General features: G+C 69.5%; 11 protein-coding genes. 8 read left to right on the top strand and 3 right to left on the bottom strand.

Translation table 11 applies throughout. The annotated features are described in order from the left end of the window. The first annotated feature begins 32 nt into the window (after positions 1-32). The 8 genes from nusG to AB0946_RS07870 all read left to right on the top strand — a co-directional run bounded on the left by nusG (position 33) and on the right by AB0946_RS07870 (position 13,754). On the top strand, positions 33-893 hold the full coding sequence (nusG, locus tag AB0946_RS07905; protein ID WP_366759686.1) for a transcription termination/antitermination protein NusG: 861 nt from the start codon (positions 33-35) through the stop codon (positions 891-893). 169 nt (positions 894-1,062) lie between these two features. Next, positions 1,063-1,497, top strand: a complete 435-nt coding sequence (gene rplK / locus AB0946_RS07900; RefSeq protein ID WP_030345386.1) for a 50S ribosomal protein L11 — start codon at positions 1,063-1,065, stop codon at positions 1,495-1,497. Positions 1,498-1,597: 100 nt separating this feature from the next. Continuing rightward, the gene (gene rplA, locus AB0946_RS07895; protein ID WP_103812786.1) at positions 1,598-2,323 is read left to right on the top strand and encodes a 50S ribosomal protein L1; all 726 of its coding nucleotides are present in this window, start codon (positions 1,598-1,600) and stop codon (positions 2,321-2,323) included. A gap of 167 nt (positions 2,324-2,490) precedes the next feature. Then, entirely contained in the window at positions 2,491-3,411 is a 921-nt protein-coding gene (locus tag AB0946_RS07890; protein ID WP_366759685.1) for a hypothetical protein, read from the top strand. Positions 3,412-4,674: 1,263 nt separating this feature from the next. After that, a complete protein-coding gene (rplJ, locus tag AB0946_RS07885; RefSeq protein WP_030641169.1) occupies positions 4,675-5,205 on the top strand; it encodes a 50S ribosomal protein L10 in 531 nt (176 codons plus the stop codon). Between the two features lie 111 nt (positions 5,206-5,316). Beyond that, a complete protein-coding gene (rplL, locus tag AB0946_RS07880) occupies positions 5,317-5,706 on the top strand; it encodes a 50S ribosomal protein L7/L12 (RefSeq protein ID WP_030345391.1) in 390 nt (129 codons plus the stop codon). Positions 5,707-6,266: 560 nt separating this feature from the next. Further along, on the top strand, positions 6,267-9,752 hold the full coding sequence (rpoB, locus tag AB0946_RS07875) for a DNA-directed RNA polymerase subunit beta (protein ID WP_103812788.1): 3,486 nt from the start codon (positions 6,267-6,269) through the stop codon (positions 9,750-9,752). 102 nt (positions 9,753-9,854) lie between these two features. After that, positions 9,855-13,754: a DNA-directed RNA polymerase subunit beta' gene (locus AB0946_RS07870; protein WP_171153693.1), complete on the top strand. Its 3,900-nt coding sequence runs from the start codon at positions 9,855-9,857 to the stop codon at positions 13,752-13,754. Positions 13,755-13,826: 72 nt separating this feature from the next. Here the strand turns inward: AB0946_RS07870 and AB0946_RS07865 are convergent, their stop codons facing one another. The 3 genes from AB0946_RS07865 to AB0946_RS07855 form a co-directional block, all read right to left on the bottom strand. Next, a complete protein-coding gene (locus AB0946_RS07865; protein ID WP_366759684.1) occupies positions 13,827-14,810 on the bottom strand; it encodes a M48 family metalloprotease in 984 nt (327 codons plus the stop codon). Positions 14,811-15,573: 763 nt separating this feature from the next. Beyond that, positions 15,574-16,107, bottom strand: coding sequence for a Pycsar system effector family protein (locus AB0946_RS07860; protein ID WP_366759683.1), 534 nt, complete (start codon positions 16,105-16,107; stop codon positions 15,574-15,576). After that, positions 16,104-17,510: a PE-PGRS family protein gene (locus AB0946_RS07855; RefSeq protein ID WP_366759681.1), complete on the bottom strand. Its 1,407-nt coding sequence runs from the start codon at positions 17,508-17,510 to the stop codon at positions 16,104-16,106. Before AB0946_RS07855 ends, AB0946_RS07860 begins: the two co-directional genes overlap by 4 nt. Positions 17,511-17,518: the final 8 nt, after the last annotated feature.

Here is a 17,518-nt window from a genome sequence, read left to right as displayed (position 1 = left end):
CACCCCTATGTATCCAGGAAGAAGCAGCCATCGTGTCTGACCCGAACCTGAACGACGACGCCACCGAGCCCCGAGGGCTGGCTGCCGAGACGGTGGACGACGAGCTCGACATCGTCGAGGGCGCGGACGAGCAGGACGAGTTCGAGGCTGCCGAGGCCGAGGCGGGTGAGCCGGCCGAGGAGGCCGCCCTGCACGCCGAGGACGAGGACGAAGAGGCCGAGGCCGACGAGGAGGCCGCCGACGCGGAGGCCGCCGAGGAGGAGCCCGCCGCCCCGGTGGACCCGGTCGAGGCCCTGCGCGAGGAACTGCGCACCCTGCCTGGCGAGTGGTACGTCATCCACACCTACGCCGGCTACGAGAACCGCGTGAAGACCAACCTGGAGCAGCGCGCCGTCTCGCTGAACGTCGAGGACTACATCTTCCAGGCCGAGGTGCCGCAGGAAGAGGTCGTCCAGATCAAGAACGGCGACCGCAAGACGATCAAGCAGAACAAGCTGCCGGGTTACGTCCTGGTCCGCATGGACCTGACCAACGAGTCCTGGGGCGTCGTCCGCAACACCCCGGGCGTCACCGGCTTCGTCGGCAACGCCTACGACCCGTACCCGCTGACCCTGGACGAGATCGTCAAGATGCTCGCCCCGGAGGCCGAGGAGAAGGCCGCTCGCGAGGCCGCCGAGGCCGAGGGCAAGCCCGCCCCGCAGCGCAAGGTCGAGGTCCAGGTGCTGGACTTCGAGGTCGGCGACTCGGTCACCGTCACCGACGGCCCGTTCGCCACGCTGCAGGCGACCATCAACGAGATCAACCCCGACTCGAAGAAGGTCAAGGGCCTGGTGGAGATCTTCGGCCGCGAGACGCCGGTCGAGCTCTCCTTCGACCAGATCCAGAAGAACTAGACCTTTTCTGGACGTACCGCTTCCGTGCAGGTCAGGCGGGCTGGTTCAGCCCTCCTGACCTGCACGGTTTTTGGCCGCGCATCTATACCCGTTATCGTTGTGCGGTATGCCTGCATCCGGGTGGTCCCCGGAGGCGGGCAGGACCCGAACCGAAAGGACCCGGAGAGCTATGCCTCCCAAGAAGAAGAAGGTCACGGGGCTCATCAAGCTCCAGATCCAGGCCGGTGCCGCCAACCCGGCCCCGCCGGTCGGCCCGGCGCTGGGTCAGCACGGCGTCAACATCATGGAGTTCTGCAAGGCCTACAACGCCGCGACCGAGTCGCAGCGCGGTTGGGTCATCCCGGTGGAGATCACGGTCTACGAGGACCGCTCCTTCACCTTCATCACCAAGACGCCGCCGGCCGCGAAGATGATCCTCAAGGCCGCGGGCATCGAGAAGGGCTCCGGCGAGCCGCACAAGACCAAGGTCGCCAAGATCACCGAGGCGCAGGTCCGCGAGATCGCCCAGACCAAGATGCCCGACCTGAACGCGAACGACCTGGACGCCGCGGCGAAGATCATCGCCGGTACCGCGCGTTCCATGGGCGTCACGGTCGAGGGCTGACCCCACCCCCCAGCAGTCATGCGGCCGTAGCCCGGTCGCACGTGGCAGGGCCTGCTCGGCCCAGGGACCACGACTCCTTCAGAACACACAGGAGCAAGTTGTGAGCAAGCGCAGCAAGGCTCTCCGCGCTGCGGACGCCAAGGTCGACCGGGAGAAGCTGTACGCCCCGCTCGAGGCCGTCCGTCTGGCCAAGGAGACCTCCACGACCAAGTTCGACGCCACCGTCGAGGTCGCCTTCCGTCTGGGTGTCGACCCGCGCAAGGCCGACCAGATGGTCCGTGGCACCGTGAACCTTCCGCACGGCACCGGCAAGACCGCCCGGGTCCTGGTCTTCGCGACCGGTGACCGTGCTGCGGCCGCGGAGGCCGCCGGCGCCGACATCGTCGGCTCCGACGAACTGATCGACGAGGTGGCGAAGGGCCGTCTGGACTTCGACGCCGTCGTCGCCACCCCGGACCTCATGGGCAAGGTCGGCCGCCTCGGCCGTGTCCTCGGCCCGCGTGGTCTGATGCCGAACCCGAAGACCGGCACCGTCACCCCCGACGTCGCCAAGGCCGTCACCGACATCAAGGGCGGCAAGATCGAGTTCCGCGTCGACAAGCACTCGAACCTGCACTTCATCATCGGCAAGGCGTCCTTCGACGACGCCAAGCTGGTGGAGAACTACGGCGCCGCGCTGGAGGAGATCCTCCGTCTGAAGCCGTCCGCCGCCAAGGGTCGCTACATCAAGAAGGCCGCGGTCAGCACCACCATGGGCCCCGGCATCCCGGTCGACCCGAACCGCACCCGTAACCTCCTCGTCGAGGAGGACCCGGCCGCCGTCTGAGCCCTCGGCTCAACCCGGTAGCCGCGTCAGGTACGCGTAAAGAAAAAGGGCGGGCCCTGGAACCTCTCCGGTTCCGGGCCCGTCCTTTCTTTGTGCGACTTTTCGCACGACTGTCAGTGGCCTGGCATACGGTGCAGGCACAGGACACGCATTAGGGGTGGGAGTACATGATGAGCACGATCGTGCGCCGGGCGGCCCTTTCCGCAGCCGTGGTGGCCGCGCTGACCGGAGTGGCCGCGTGCGGTTCCTCCGACTCCGGCAAGGACGGCGGTGAGAAGGCGGCCGGCAAGACCGCGACGCACGTCAGCCCCATCGCCGCCCTGCGCTCCGCGGAGAAGTCCACCGACAAGGCCGACTCCGCCAAGGTGCGCTCCACCACGTCCATCGGCGACCTCATGTCGATGACCGCGAACGGCGCGCTCACCTGGGGTGACGGGCTCAAGGGCAACCTCACCATCACGTACACCGGCGGCCAGATGGCCGAGCTGATGAAGAAGGCCGGCACGCAGTCGATGGAGGCCCGGTACCTGCCGGACGCCTACTACGCGCACATGAGCGACACGTACGCCCAGCAGGCGGGCGGCGGCAAGCACTGGATCAAGTACTCCTACGAGGACCTCGCCAAGCTCGGCGGCGCCTCCGGTTCGTACATGAAGGACCAGATCCAGAACGCCACGCCGAACCAGTCCGTGAAGATGCTGCTGGCCTCCGGCGACGTCAAGAAGGTCGGCGTGGAGACGGTCTCGGGCGTCCACACGACCCACTACTCGGGCACGCTGAACGTCGCCGACCTCGCGGGCAAGACCAGCAACCTCAGCGCCGAGCAGCTGTCGGCCCTGAAGAAGCAGCTCAGCCAGGCCGGCGTCACCACCGACACGGTCGACATCTGGATCGACGACCAGGACCTGCTGGTCAAGAAGACCGAGAAGGCGGACACGGCCAACGGCGCCATGACCAACACGTCCTTCTACACCGACTACGGCGTGAAGGTCACCGCCGAGGCGCCCCCGGCCGGCGACACCAAGGACTTCGCGGACATGCTGAAGTCCGGCGGCACGCTGACGGGCGGCACCGGCGCCACGTCCTGACCCGACGCCTCCGCGAGGCTCGCCGCCCCAGGCGGGCCTCCCAGCCCCCCGCCGGCGCCGCGGACAGCGACAGCTCGCCCGAGCGAGGCTCTTCCGCCCTTGGCCCCCGGCCCGGGCCGGGGGCTGCGGCCTCGGCTTGCTGGCGCGGGGGCTGTCCGCTCGCCCGGGCCGGGACTGTGGCTTGGGGTCGCTTGTCTGGGCCAGGGTGTTGCGTCCTTGGCCCGCCCGCCGCGCTGGGGGCTGCCGCCTCGGACAGCTCGTGCGAGCCTCGGCCTGCTGGCGCGGGCGCTGTCCGCTCGGGCCGTGGCCTCCCGCAGAGGCTCACTTGTCCGGGCCGGGGCTGCGGCTTGGGGTCGCTGTCTGGGCCAGGCTCTTCCGCTCTTGCCCCGCCCGCCGGGCCGGGGGCTGCCGCCTCGGACAGCTCGTGCGAGCCATGGCCTCGCGTTGCGCCGGCTGCCCGCTCGGGCCTGGGCCTACGGGCAGAGGTCCGCTCGCCCGGACCACAGCCTCCCGTCACAGCCCTGCCCCCGTAGGGGCCCGCTCGATCGAGCCCCGGCCTCCCGCATAGGTCCGCTCGCCCGGGGCGGCGCTGCGGCCAGGGGCCGCCCGTCCGAGCGGCGGTCTCCCGTCGCGCAGCCTGCCTGCCGGCCCGGGTCAGGGGCCGCGGCCGCGAGTCGCCCGGGATCGCCACCCCGAGCCATGGCCTCCCGTCGCGCAGCCTGCCCGCCGCCCGGCTCAGGGACCGCGGCCGCGAGTCGCTCGGGATCGTCACCCGGCGCCATGGCCTCCCGTCACAGCCCACCCCCGCAGAGGCACGCCCCCCAGCCACGGCCTCCCGTCGCAGCCCGCGTCCGCTCGCCCCGGCCAGCCGGAGTCCGCTCGGCGCGGGCACGGGCTTCCGTCACAGCCCGCCGCACGCGTCGCGCACTCCCGGAAGAGATCGTCCGTGGAGCGTGTTGCCCCGGGCGGAGCGGTCCTAAACGGTCGATTTGCTCGGAGGAGGTCGCGTCCCGTACTCTCTTCGAGAAGCCAAAGACCGCTGGTCGTTGCCGTGCGCTCGCATGAGGGTGCGGTGGCCGAAGGATCCGCTGAAAAGTGGGCGACCCGCGCAGGTGACAGTGGAAGTACTCCCGGAGTGCGCGCGCCGAGCGCGTGTGCGGCCGGTCGAGTCCGCCCCGTGCGCCTGCGCCGGGGCGTTTCGTTTTCCCCAGTCCTCCTTCGGGTCCGCGCGGTCCGAATCACCCGGAAGGAGGCCGAGGCTCTATGGCGAGGCCCGACAAGGCTGCCGCGGTTGCGGAGCTGACGGACAAGTTCCGCAGCTCCAACGCCGCCGTGCTGACCGAGTACCGCGGTCTCACCGTGGCGCAGCTCAAGACGCTGCGCCGGTCGCTCGGTGAGAACGCCCAGTACGCCGTGGTGAAGAACACGCTGACCAAGATTGCGGCCAACGAGGCCGGGATCACGCTGGACGACCAGCTCTTCGCTGGTCCGACGGCCGTCGCCTTCGTCACCGGTGACCCGGTGGAGTCGGCGAAGGGTCTCCGTGACTTCGCCAAGGACAACCCCAATCTCGTCATCAAGGGCGGTGTCCTTGACGGCAAGGCGCTGTCCGCCGACGAGATCAAGAAGCTTGCGGACCTCGAGTCCCGCGAGGTTCTGCTCAGCAAGCTGGCCGGTGCCTTCAAGGCGAAGCAGTCCCAGGCTGCCTCCGTCTTCCAGGCGCTGCCGTCGAAGCTCGTCCGCACCGTGGACGCGCTGCGCGCCAAGCAGGCCGAGCAGGGCGGTGCCGAGTAATTCGGCTCGCTTTCTGATCCGCGCCAACGGCGCGGGTCGCAGCGGGCCGACGTACGCCCGCCTTACCCAGTACATCCGGCACCTGCCGATTTGAGTGGAAGGACCGCCATCATGGCGAAGCTCAGCCAGGAAGACCTGCTTGCCCAGTTCGAGGAGATGACCCTCATCGAGCTCTCCGAGTTCGTGAAGGCCTTCGAGGAGAAGTTCGACGTCACCGCCGCCGCTGCCGCGCCGGTCGTCGTCGCCGGTGGTGCCGCTGGTGGCGCCGCCGCCGAGGCCGAGGAGGAGAAGGACGAGTTCGACGTCATCCTCACCGGCGCCGGCGAGAAGAAGATCCAGGTCATCAAGGTCGTGCGTGAGCTGACCTCCCTGGGCCTGAAGGAGGCCAAGGACCTCGTCGACGGCACCCCGAAGCCGGTCCTCGAGAAGGTCAACAAGGAGCAGGCCGACAAGGCCGCCGAGGCCCTCAAGGGCGCCGGCGCGTCCGTCGAGGTCAAGTAAGACCTTCGCGACCGCCGAAACGGCCCTCTAGGGCTGTAACGCGAACGCACCGTAGGGCGATCATCCATCCGGGTGGTCGCCCTTCGGCGTTCCCCGGGGTCCGGCTGGGCTGCCTTGCACCTCTGTTCGTGAGGGGTAAGGTGATCTTCGTCGTGTCTCCCGATGCCCCGGTTCCGGCAAGCAACCCTTGACGAACCGCACGCAGCGCGCAATTCTCAGGACGCGTCGTCACAAGGATCCGAATCCGAGGCATGGATCGGCGGCGAAGAGGGCAGTATCAACGTGCGTTGAGGGCAGGCATGCCGAGGGCGTTGAAGAGGGCGTTGAAGAGGACGTTGAGGGCAACGAGGGTCTTCGAGAACCCGCACTGGACATCAGTGTGCCAAGTGGCTACACTGACCCTTTGCGCTGCCTGTTAGCTGTCCCCTGCCCGTCACCAGGGGTCTGCCCTCACTTGAGCACAGTCGACCAAAGCCCCCCTGACCTGGGGTTTCCGTCTCTGTGTAGGGAGAGGGACCGGTACGCGCGTAGTGAGTCCGAGCCCTCGGAAGGACCCCCTCTTGGCCGCCTCGCGCACTGCCTCGACCGCGAATACGAACAACGGCGCCAGCACCGCCCCGCTGCGCATCTCCTTTGCAAAGATCAAGGAGCCCCTCGAGGTTCCGAACCTGCTCGCGCTGCAGACCGAGAGCTTTGACTGGCTGCTCGGCAACACCGCCTGGCAGACTCGGGTCGAGGAGGCCCTTGAGAACGGTCAGGACGTCCCCACCAAGTCCGGTCTGGAGGAGATCTTCGAGGAGATCTCCCCGATCGAGGACTTCTCCGGGTCGATGTCGCTGACGTTCCGGGACCACCGCTTCGAGCCGCCCAAGAACTCGATCGACGAGTGCAAGGAGCGCGACTTCACGTACGCCGCCCCGCTCTTCGTCACCGCCGAGTTCACCAACAACGAGACCGGCGAGATCAAGTCCCAGACCGTCTTCATGGGCGACTTCCCGCTCATGACGAACAAGGGCACTTTCGTCATCAACGGCACCGAGCGTGTCGTGGTGTCGCAGCTGGTCCGTTCCCCCGGTGTCTACTTCGATTCCAGCATCGACAAGACGTCCGACAAGGACATCTTCTCCGCCAAGATCATCCCGTCCCGGGGTGCCTGGCTGGAGATGGAGATCGACAAGCGCGACATGGTCGGTGTCCGCATCGACCGCAAGCGCAAGCAGTCGGTCACCGTGCTGCTGAAGGCGCTCGGCTGGACGACCGAGCAGATCCTTGAGGAGTTCGGCGACTACGAGTCGATGCGCGCCACCCTGGAGAAGGACCACACCCAGGGCCAGGACGACGCGCTGCTCGACATCTACCGCAAGCTGCGCCCGGGCGAGCCCCCCACGCGTGAGGCCGCGCAGACGCTGCTGGAGAACCTCTACTTCAACCCCAAGCGCTACGACCTCGCCAAGGTCGGCCGCTACAAGGTCAACAAGAAGCTGGGTACGGACACCCCGCTGGACGCGGGCATCCTGACCGTCGAGGACATCATCGCGACGATCAAGTACCTGGTGAAGCTGCACGCCGGCGAGACCGAGACCACCGGTGACAACGGCGAGACGGTCGTCGTCGAGACCGACGACATCGACCACTTCGGCAACCGTCGTCTGCGCAGCGTCGGCGAGCTCATCCAGAACCAGGTCCGCACGGGTCTGGCGCGTATGGAGCGTGTCGTCCGCGAGCGGATGACGACCCAGGACGTCGAGGCGATCACGCCGCAGACCCTGATCAACATCCGGCCGGTCGTCGCCTCCATCAAGGAGTTCTTCGGCACCAGCCAGCTGTCCCAGTTCATGGACCAGAACAACCCGCTGTCGGGTCTCACCCACAAGCGCCGTCTGTCGGCTCTTGGCCCGGGTGGTCTCTCCCGTGAGCGGGCCGGCTTCGAGGTCCGTGACGTGCACCCGTCGCACTACGGCCGTATGTGCCCGATCGAGACGCCGGAAGGCCCGAACATCGGTCTGATCGGCTCGCTCGCCTCCTACGGCCGGGTCAACGCGTTCGGCTTCGTCGAGACCCCGTACCGCAAGGTCATCGACGGCCAGGTCACCGACGAGGTCGACTACCTGACCGCCGACGAGGAGGACCGCTTCGTCATCGCGCAGGCCAACGCGCCGCTGACGAACGACCTCCGGTTCGAGGAGAGCCGCGTGCTCGTCCGCCGTCGTGGCGGCGAGGTCGACTACGTCGGCCCCGAGGACGTGGACTACATGGACGTCTCGCCGCGCCAGATGGTGTCGGTCGCGACCGCCATGATCCCCTTCCTCGAGCACGACGACGCCAACCGTGCCCTCATGGGCGCGAACATGATGCGCCAGGCCGTTCCGCTGATTAAGTCGGAGGCCCCGCTCGTCGGCACCGGCATGGAGTACCGCTCCGCCGTCGACGCCGGCGACGTCGTCAAGGCCGAGAAGGCCGGTGTGGTCCAGGAGGTCTCCGCGGACTACATCACCACCGCCAACGACGACGGCACGTACATCACGTACCGCCTGGCCAAGTTCGCCCGCTCCAACCAGGGCACCTCGGTCAACCAGAAGGTCATCGTCAACGAGGGCGACCGTGTCGTCGAGGGCCAGGTCCTCGCCGACGGCCCGGCCACCCAGAACGGCGAGATGGCCCTCGGCAAGAACCTGCTCGTGGCGTTCATGCCGTGGGAGGGTCACAACTACGAGGACGCGATCATCCTGTCGCAGCGCCTCGTGCAGGACGACGTCCTCTCCTCGATCCACATCGAGGAGCACGAGGTCGACGCCCGTGACACCAAGCTCGGCCCCGAGGAGATCACCCGGGACATCCCGAACGTCTCCGAGGAGGTCCTCGCCGACCTCGACGAGCGCGGCATCATCCGCATCGGCGCCGAGGTCATCGCCGGTGACATCCTCGTCGGCAAGGTCACCCCGAAGGGTGAGACCGAGCTGACGCCGGAGGAGCGCCTGCTGCGCGCGATCTTCGGTGAGAAGGCCCGTGAGGTCCGTGACACCTCGCTGAAGGTGCCGCACGGCGAGACCGGCAAGGTCATCGGTGTGCGCGTCTTCGACCGCGAGGAGGGCGACGAGCTGCCGCCGGGCGTGAACCAGCTGGTCCGCGTCTACGTCGCGCAGAAGCGCAAGATCACCGACGGTGACAAGCTCGCCGGCCGGCACGGCAACAAGGGTGTCATCTCCAAGATCCTGCCGATCGAGGACATGCCGTTCCTGGAGGACGGCACCCCGGTCGACATCATCCTCAACCCGCTGGGTGTGCCGTCCCGAATGAACCCGGGACAGGTCCTGGAGATCCACCTCGGCTGGCTCGCCAGCCGCGGCTGGGACGTCTCCGGCCTCGCGGAGGAGTGGGCCCAGCGTCTGCAGGCCATCGGCGCCGACCAGGTCGCCCCCGGCACCAACGTCGCGACTCCGGTCTTCGACGGTGCCCGGGAGGACGAGCTGGCGGGTCTGCTCCAGCACACCATCCCGAACCGGGACGGCGAGCGCATGGTGCTCCCGACCGGTAAGGCGCGGCTGTTCGACGGCCGTAGCGGTGAGCCGTTCCCGGACCCGATCTCGGTCGGCTACATGTACATCCTGAAGCTCCACCACCTGGTCGACGACAAGCTGCACGCCCGCTCGACCGGTCCGTACTCGATGATCACCCAGCAGCCGCTGGGTGGTAAGGCCCAGTTCGGTGGCCAGCGGTTCGGCGAGATGGAGGTGTGGGCCCTCGAGGCCTACGGCGCCGCGTACGCCCTCCAGGAGCTGCTGACCATCAAGTCCGACGACGTCACCGGCCGCGTGAAGGTCTACGAGGCCATCGTCAAGGGCGAGAACATCCCCGAGCCCGGCATCCCCGAGTCCTTCAAGGTGCTCATCAAGGAGATGCAGTCGCTCTGCCTGAACGTGGAGGTGCTGTCCAGCGACGGTATGTCCATCGAGATGCGCGACACCGACGAGGACGTCTTCCGCGCTGCGGAGGAGCTCGGTATCGACCTGTCCCGGCGCGAGCCGAGCAGCGTCGAAGAGGTCTGACGGGAGTCCGGTAGGGGCCTCGCCGCCGTGTGAGGCCCCCGCCGACCCCCAGGCCCCCGTTTCAGACCACAGACTTACGACCCTGAGAGGGATTGACGCATAGTGCTCGACGTCAACTTCTTCGACGAGCTCCGGATCGGCCTGGCCACCGCTGACGACATCCGTCAGTGGAGCCACGGCGAGGTCAAGAAGCCCGAGACCATCAACTACCGCACCCTCAAGCCCGAGAAGGACGGACTCTTCTGCGAGAAGATCTTCGGTCCGACCCGGGACTGGGAGTGCTACTGCGGCAAGTACAAGCGCGTCCGCTTCAAGGGCATCATCTGCGAGCGCTGTGGCGTCGAGGTCACGCGCGCCAAGGTGCGCCGTGAGCGGATGGGCCACATCGAGCTGGCGGCCCCCGTCACGCACATCTGGTACTTCAAGGGTGTTCCCTCGCGCCTCGGCTACCTGCTGGACCTGGCGCCGAAGGACCTCGAGAAGGTCATCTACTTCGCCGCGTACATGATCACGTACGTGGACGAGGAGCGCCGTACCCGCGACCTGCCCTCCCTGGAGGCGCACGTCTCGGTCGAGCGTCAGCAGATCGAGAACCGCCGGGACGCCGACCTGGAGGCCCGCGCCAAGAAGCTCGAGTCCGACCTGGCCGAGCTGGAGGCCGAGGGCGCCAAGGCCGACGTGCGCCGCAAGGTGCGCGAGGGTGCCGAGCGCGAGATGAAGCAGCTGCGCGACCGCGCGCAGCGCGAGATCGACCGCCTCGACGAGGTGTGGAACCGGTTCAAGAACCTCAAGGTCCAGGACCTGGAGGGCGACGAGCTGCTCTACCGCGAGCTGCGCGACCGCTTCGGCACCTACTTCGACGGCTCGATGGGCGCCGCGGCGCTGCAGAAGCGCCTGGAGTCCTTCGACCTGGAGGAGGAGGCCGAGAGGCTCCGCGAGATCATCCGCACCGGCAAGGGCCAGAAGAAGACCCGTGCCCTGAAGCGGCTGAAGGTCGTCTCCGCGTTCCTGCAGACCTCCAACAGCCCCAAGGGCATGGTCCTGGACTGCGTCCCGGTCATCCCGCCGGACCTGCGTCCGATGGTGCAGCTGGACGGTGGCCGCTTCGCGACCTCCGACCTGAACGACCTGTACCGCCGTGTCATCAACCGCAACAACCGCCTGAAGCGCCTTCTCGACCTCGGTGCCCCCGAGATCATCGTGAACAACGAGAAGCGCATGCTCCAGGAGGCCGTCGACGCGCTCTTCGACAACGGCCGTCGTGGCCGCCCGGTCACGGGCCCCGGCAACCGTCCGCTGAAGTCGCTGTCCGACATGCTCAAGGGCAAGCAGGGCCGCTTCCGTCAGAACCTGCTCGGCAAGCGAGTCGACTACTCGGCGCGTTCCGTCATCGTCGTCGGCCCGCAGCTGAAGCTGCACCAGTGCGGTCTGCCCAAGGCCATGGCGCTGGAGCTGTTCAAGCCGTTCGTGATGAAGCGCCTGGTGGACCTGAACCACGCGCAGAACATCAAGAGCGCCAAGCGCATGGTGGAGCGCGGCCGCACCGTCGTGTACGACGTCCTCGAAGAGGTCATCGCCGAGCACCCGGTGCTGCTGAACCGTGCTCCCACCCTGCACCGCCTCGGCATCCAGGCCTTCGAGCCGCAGCTGGTCGAGGGCAAGGCCATCCAGATCCACCCGCTCGTCTGCACCGCGTTCAACGCGGACTTCGACGGTGACCAGATGGCCGTGCACCTGCCGCTGTCCGCGGAGGCGCAGGCCGAGGCCCGCATCCTGATGCTGTCCTCGAACAACATCCTCAAGCCGGCCGACGGCCGTCCGGTGACGATGCCGACCCAGGACATGGTCCTCGGTCTGTTCTTCCTCACCACCGACGGCGAGCTGCGTGACACCAAGGGCGAGGGCCGCGCGTTCGGTTCCACGGCCGAGGCGATCATGGCGTTCGACGCCGGCGAGCTCGCGCTGCAGTCGCCGATCGACATCCGCTTCCCGGTGGGCACCATCCCGCCGCGCGGGTGGACCCCGCCGGCGCGCGAGGAGGGCGAGCCGGAGTGGCAGCAGGGTGACAGCTTCCGCCTGCGCACCACCCTGGGCCGTGCGCTCTTCAACGAGCTGCTGCCCGAGGACTACCCGTTCGTCGACTACTCGGTGGGCAAGAAGCAGCTCTCCGAGATCGTCAACGACCTGGCCGAGCGCTACCCGAAGGTCATCGTGGCGGCGACGCTCGACAACCTGAAGGCGGCCGGCTTCTACTGGGCGACCCGTTCCGGTGTCACCGTGGCCATCTCCGACGTCGTCGTTCCCGAGGCGAAGAAGGAGATCGTCCGCGGCTACGAGGCGCAGGACGAGAAGGTCCAGAAGCAGTACGAGCGCGGTCTGATCACCAAGGAAGAGCGCACGCAGGAGCTCATCGCGATCTGGACCAAGGCGACCAACGAGGTCGCCGAGGCGATGAACGAGAACTTCCCCAAGACCAACCCCATCTTCATGATGGTTGACTCGGGTGCCCGAGGAAACATGATGCAGATGCGGCAGATCGCCGGTATGCGTGGTCTGGTGTCGAACGCGAAGAACGAGACCATCCCGCGGCCCATCAAGGCGTCGTTCCGTGAGGGTCTGTCCGTGCTGGAGTACTTCATCTCCACGCACGGTGCGCGTAAGGGTCTGGCGGACACCGCTCTGCGTACCGCCGACTCGGGTTACCTCACCCGTCGTCTGGTCGACGTCTCGCAGGACGTCATCATCCGCGAGGAGGACTGCGGCACCGACCGCGGCCTGCGGCTGCGGATCGCCGACCGTGGCGCCGACGGCGTGCTGCGCAAGGCGGACGACGTCGAGACGTCCGTGTACGCGCGCTGCCTCGCCGAGGACATCGTGGTCGACGGCCAGGTGCTGGCCCCGGCCGGCACCGACCTGGGCGACGTCCTCATCGAGGAGCTCGTCGGCCGTGGCGTCGAGGAGGTCAAGACCCGCTCGGTCCTGACCTGCGAGTCCGCCGTCGGTACCTGCGCGATGTGCTACGGCCGCTCGCTGGCCACCGGCAAGCTGGTCGACATCGGTGAGGCGGTCGGCATCATCGCCGCCCAGTCCATCGGTGAGCCCGGTACCCAGCTGACGATGCGTACCTTCCACACCGGTGGTGTGGCCGGTGACGACATCACCCAGGGTCTGCCGCGTGTCGTCGAGCTCTTCGAGGCCCGTACCCCGAAGGGTGTCGCCCCGATCTCCGAGGCCTCCGGCCGCGTGCGGATCGAGGAGACCGAGAAGACCAAGAAGATCGTCGTCACCCCGGACGACGGCAGCGACGAGACGGCGTACCCGATCTCGAAGCGTGCCAAGGTCCTGGTCCGCGAGGGCGACCACGTCGAGGTGGGCCAGCAGCTCACCGTGGGTGCCACCAACCCGCACGACGTGCTGCGCATCCTGGGTCAGCGTGCCGTCCAGGTCCACCTGGTCGGCGAGGTCCAGAAGGTGTACAACTCGCAGGGTGTGTCGATCCACGACAAGCACATCGAGATCATCATCCGGCAGATGCTCCGCCGCGTGACGATCATCGAGTCCGGCGACGCCGAGCTGCTGCCCGGCGAGCTGGTCGAGCGCTCCCGCTTCGAGCAGGAGAACCGTCGTGTGGTCCAGGAGGGCGGTCACCCCGCCTCCGGTCGTCCGCAGCTGATGGGTATCACCAAGGCCTCGCTGGCGACCGAGTCCTGGCTGTCGGCGGCGTCCTTCCAGGAGACGACGCGAGTCCTCACCGACGCGGCGATCAACGCCAAGTCGGACTCGCTGATCGGCCTCAAGGAGAACGTCATCATCGGTAAGCTCATCCCGGCCGGTACGGGTCTGTCCCGCTACCGCAACATCCGGGTCGAGCCGACCGAGGAGGCCAAGGCCGCGATGTACTCGGCCGTCGGCTACGACGACATCGACTACTCGCCGTTCGGCACGGGCTCCGGCCAGGCCGTACCGCTGGAGGACTACGACTACGGTCCGTACAACCAGTAAGCGAGCGGTATGAACCGAAGGGCGGTCACTCCCGCGAGGGAGTGGCCGCCCTTCGGCGTGTCCGGGACCGGGTCAGCGGTGCAGGCCGAGGTAGGGCTGCAAGGCGGTGATCCGGGTGGAGCGGTCCGGGTGGGAGGACAGCAGCCGGCCCAGCCGGCCGGGCTCCTTCAGCTGCCGGCCCTGTGCGGCGAGGGCTGCCTTGGTCGCCTCCTCCTGGACCTGGAAGTGGTACAGGACCTCGGCCAGCTGCCGGGCGAAGCCCAGCTCGGCCGCCTGCTGGTCGGCGCGCAGCTCCCCGCGCCGGCCCGCGTAGGCCAGCAGGTAGGGGGCGAGCACGAGGGGGACGGCGATGTACCAGGCGAAGAGGAACACGCCGACCGCCATCAACGCCATGATCAGGACCAGGGCGCCGGTCGCGGCGGCGGAGAAGAAGCCGGTGACCGTGATCGCGAGCCCGGCCAGTATCCGGGTCGCCGCCCAGGCGATGCGGCCGGGCAGCGAGTACCAGTAGCCGAGCAGACCGGCCCAGGCGTGGCCGCCGGTGTGGTGGCCCAGCTCGTGCGCGAGCACGGCCGCCAGGTTGCTGCTCGGGACCTGGGTGAGGGCGTACGTCGTGACGCCGACGACATGCCCGGCGACCGCCGCGGCGTTGAGTTCGTCGCTGTTCTCCACCATCAGCTCGTAGGTGCCCGGTTCGATGCCCGCGCGGGCGGTCACCTCGTTCCAGACGGGTTCCAGACGGGCCCGCTCCTGCGCGGTGGGCGGGCGGAGCTTGAGCACGTACCGGGCGAAGGCGCGCTCGGTCGGCCGGTGGAAGACGAGCAGCCCGGAGGCGACCCACGCCAGCACCACCGCCGTGCCCACGACGGTGCCGAGGACGCCGAGCGCGACGGAGCAGACCAGCCCGAGGCTCACCAGGGCCCCGGGCACCTGCACCGCCAGCCGCCCGATCGCCGTCGCGTCGACCCCGCGCTGGTACTCGGACACGTGCACGCGGGCACCGCGGTGGCGGTAGTCGAGGTCGTCCGGCGGCGGGCTCGCCCCCTCACCGGCCACGTCCGGGCCGGGGTACTGCGGAGGCTGGGCAGGAAGGCCCGGGTGGGCGGGGCCGGGGGTCGGCTGGGCGGGCGGATACGTCGCCGGATACGCGGGCGGCCCGCCCGGGTGCGGTGGCGCGATGACGGCGGGGTGTGCGGAAGGCGGACCAGCGGGCGCTGGGGGCGTGGCGGGGTAGGCCGGGGGCGGGGCTGTGGGGGCGAAGGCTGTGGCCGGGTAGGCGGGGGGCGGGCCCTGTGGCGCGGGGGGTGTGTCCGGGTAGGCCGGGGGCGGGCCCAGCGGCGTGAGGGGTGTGTCCGGGTAGGCCGGAGGCCGGCCCGGCGGTGCGGAAGGCGGGGCTGTGGACGTGAAGGCTGTGGCCGGGTACGCGGGGGGCGGGCCCTGTGGCGCGGGGGGTGTGTCCGGGTAGACCGGGGGCGGGCCCTGCGGGGCGAGGGTTGTCTCCGGGTAGGCCGGGGGCGGGATCCGGGGTGGGGTGGGCGCGGTCGGGTAGGCCGGGGGCGGGTCCGAAGGCGTCAGGGCCGTCGTCGGGTAGGCCGGGGGCAGGGTCGGGGCCGTCGGGTACGGCGGGGCGGACGGGGGGAAGTGCGGGGTCGCCGGTGGGTGCTGGAGTGCGGGGCGGGCGGGTTCGTCGGGGTACGCCGGTGGGGCCGTGGGCGGCGCCGGAATCGCCGCCTCGGGACGGTGGGACTCGGGGTACGGGGGTGGCAGGGACGGGTCCGGCGGCTGGGACATGGGCGGGACTCCTTCGCATACGGGGACGTCAGCCGATGAGCGCGGCGGTGGGCAGCAGCAGGGCGCCGGCGCAGAACGCGATGAGGCCGGTGCGGATCCACCGGTGCTTGGACGCGGCGATCCGGCTGTTCTCGGCGAGCGCCGCCAGCAGCCCGGCCGAGGGGTCCCGCTCGGTGTCGGCGAGTGCCTCGGCCAGCCGGCCCTCGCGGACCGCCTGGTGGATGTCGCCGAAGTAGCACAGCGGGCGTCCCGCGGCCCAGGAGCCGGTGCGGTAGCGGGGCAGCACGGCGAGCAGCAGCGCGAGAAGCGACAGGGCCAGCCCCGCCGCACCGGCCCACCACAGGCCGGTGCCGAACCCGGACAGCCGGTCCGGCGACCAGTTCCGTCCGGCGACCAGGCCGGAGAACAGACCGGCGGTCATGCCGAGCGCCGCCACCAGCACGGATGCCTTGGTGTCGGCCCGTGCGATCTCGTCGCGTAACTCCGCGAGCAGCCGTTCCGCGGTGTGCGGGGCACCGGTGGCGGTGCGGACCGGCGGCACGGTGGTGCCGGAGGCGGTCATGCCGGCCCCGCCTCGGTCGATTCCCGCTCCCCGGGCCGGGCACCGGGCGAGGGCGGTACGACCGGGGCGGGCCCGTCGGCGACGAGCGTCGGCGGAGGCGTGAACGGTGCGGGCGGCGCGGGCGGCGGCGGAGGAGTGGCCGGGGCGGCGGGGGCCGTCGCCGGGACGTAGGGCGGCTGCTGCTGCCCGTACGGGGGCGCGCCGGGCGGCGGGGCGACCGGTGGCTGCCCCTGCGCGGGCAGGCCGTACGCCTGCCGGTCGTGGGGAGGCTGACCGTACGCCTGTGCCCCGTAGGGGGCCTGGCTGTGCGGGGGCTGCCCGTACGACCCGGCCGTCCCCTGTGCGGCCGGGTCGTACGGTGTCGTGGAGCCGGACGCCGAGGGCGGGGCGTACGGCTGGGGCGGGGCGTACGGCGGCTGCGGGGGCGCGCTCGGGGGCAGGGCCGGGGGCGGCAGCTCCTGCTCGCGCATGAGGTCGTCGACGGAGCGCAGCACCGATCTGGCCGACTCCGCCTTCTGGTAGTCCTCCAGGGTGTCCCCGGCGATGACCTCCAGCTCCTTGCGGATCGCGCCGAGCTGGTCCCGCTTCAGGGTGCCGATGACCATCCGCGTGTCCGCGGGATGTGCCGCGAGGTGCAGGGCCCACGCGGCGACGCCACCGTGCTGGAGCCAGTACCGGTAGAACTCGATCTTCCGGGCGACCAGTTCCTGCGACTGCTGTTCGCGCAGGACCGCCAGCTGGTGTTCGAGCTGCGCCTGGCGCACCAGGTACTCGTGCTCGGGGTCGAGCATCTCCGACTCGTAGCGCAGGGCGCGCTTGCGGCGGCGGTGGGCGAGCGCGTCGTCGTCCAGGCGGAGCCGCACCACGCAGGTCACGTGCAGACCGGTGCCGGCGGCGAAGGAACCCTCCTCCTCGATGGCCCGCTGCACCGCCCGTTCGGCGGCCGGGCTGTCCTCGATGGGGTGGAGCCGGGTCACCGGGCGGGCCAGCTGGTGCAGTTCGCGGATGAGCCGGGTCGGCACGTCCCGCTCGCCGCTCGCCACGAACGCCTGCGGGTCCGCCACCCGCCAGGTGAGGTCGGCGGTCGCTCCGAAGGAGAACGCGTCGTCGTCGCTGGGCAGTTCGAGCTCCAGCTGGACCGGGTGGGTGCCCATGTCCACCTCGTAGACGGAGGTGTAACGACGGGTCGCGGCCTCGGTGCGGCTCGGGCGGTGAGGTGGCAGGTAGACGTCGTACGAGCCGCCCGCGGTGACGAAGACCAGGGCGTGGTCGATCGCGCCGACCTGGCGGCGCGCGGTGTAGTCGAACCGCGATATCGGGCGCACGGTCAGCACGGGGTCGATCAGTTCGGTGTGCCGGTCGGCGTGCTGGGTCCACTCCGGTGGGCGGCGGAAGTCCGCCATGGGGCAAC

Origin of the sequence: Streptomyces sp. NPDC046870, from assembly GCF_040704595.1 — a bacterium.
Taxonomy (GTDB): domain Bacteria; phylum Actinomycetota; class Actinomycetes; order Streptomycetales; family Streptomycetaceae; genus Streptomyces; species Streptomyces argyrophylli.
The sequence above is the reverse complement of the archived record's forward strand: the minus strand, read 5'-3'. Positions and strand labels throughout refer to the sequence as shown.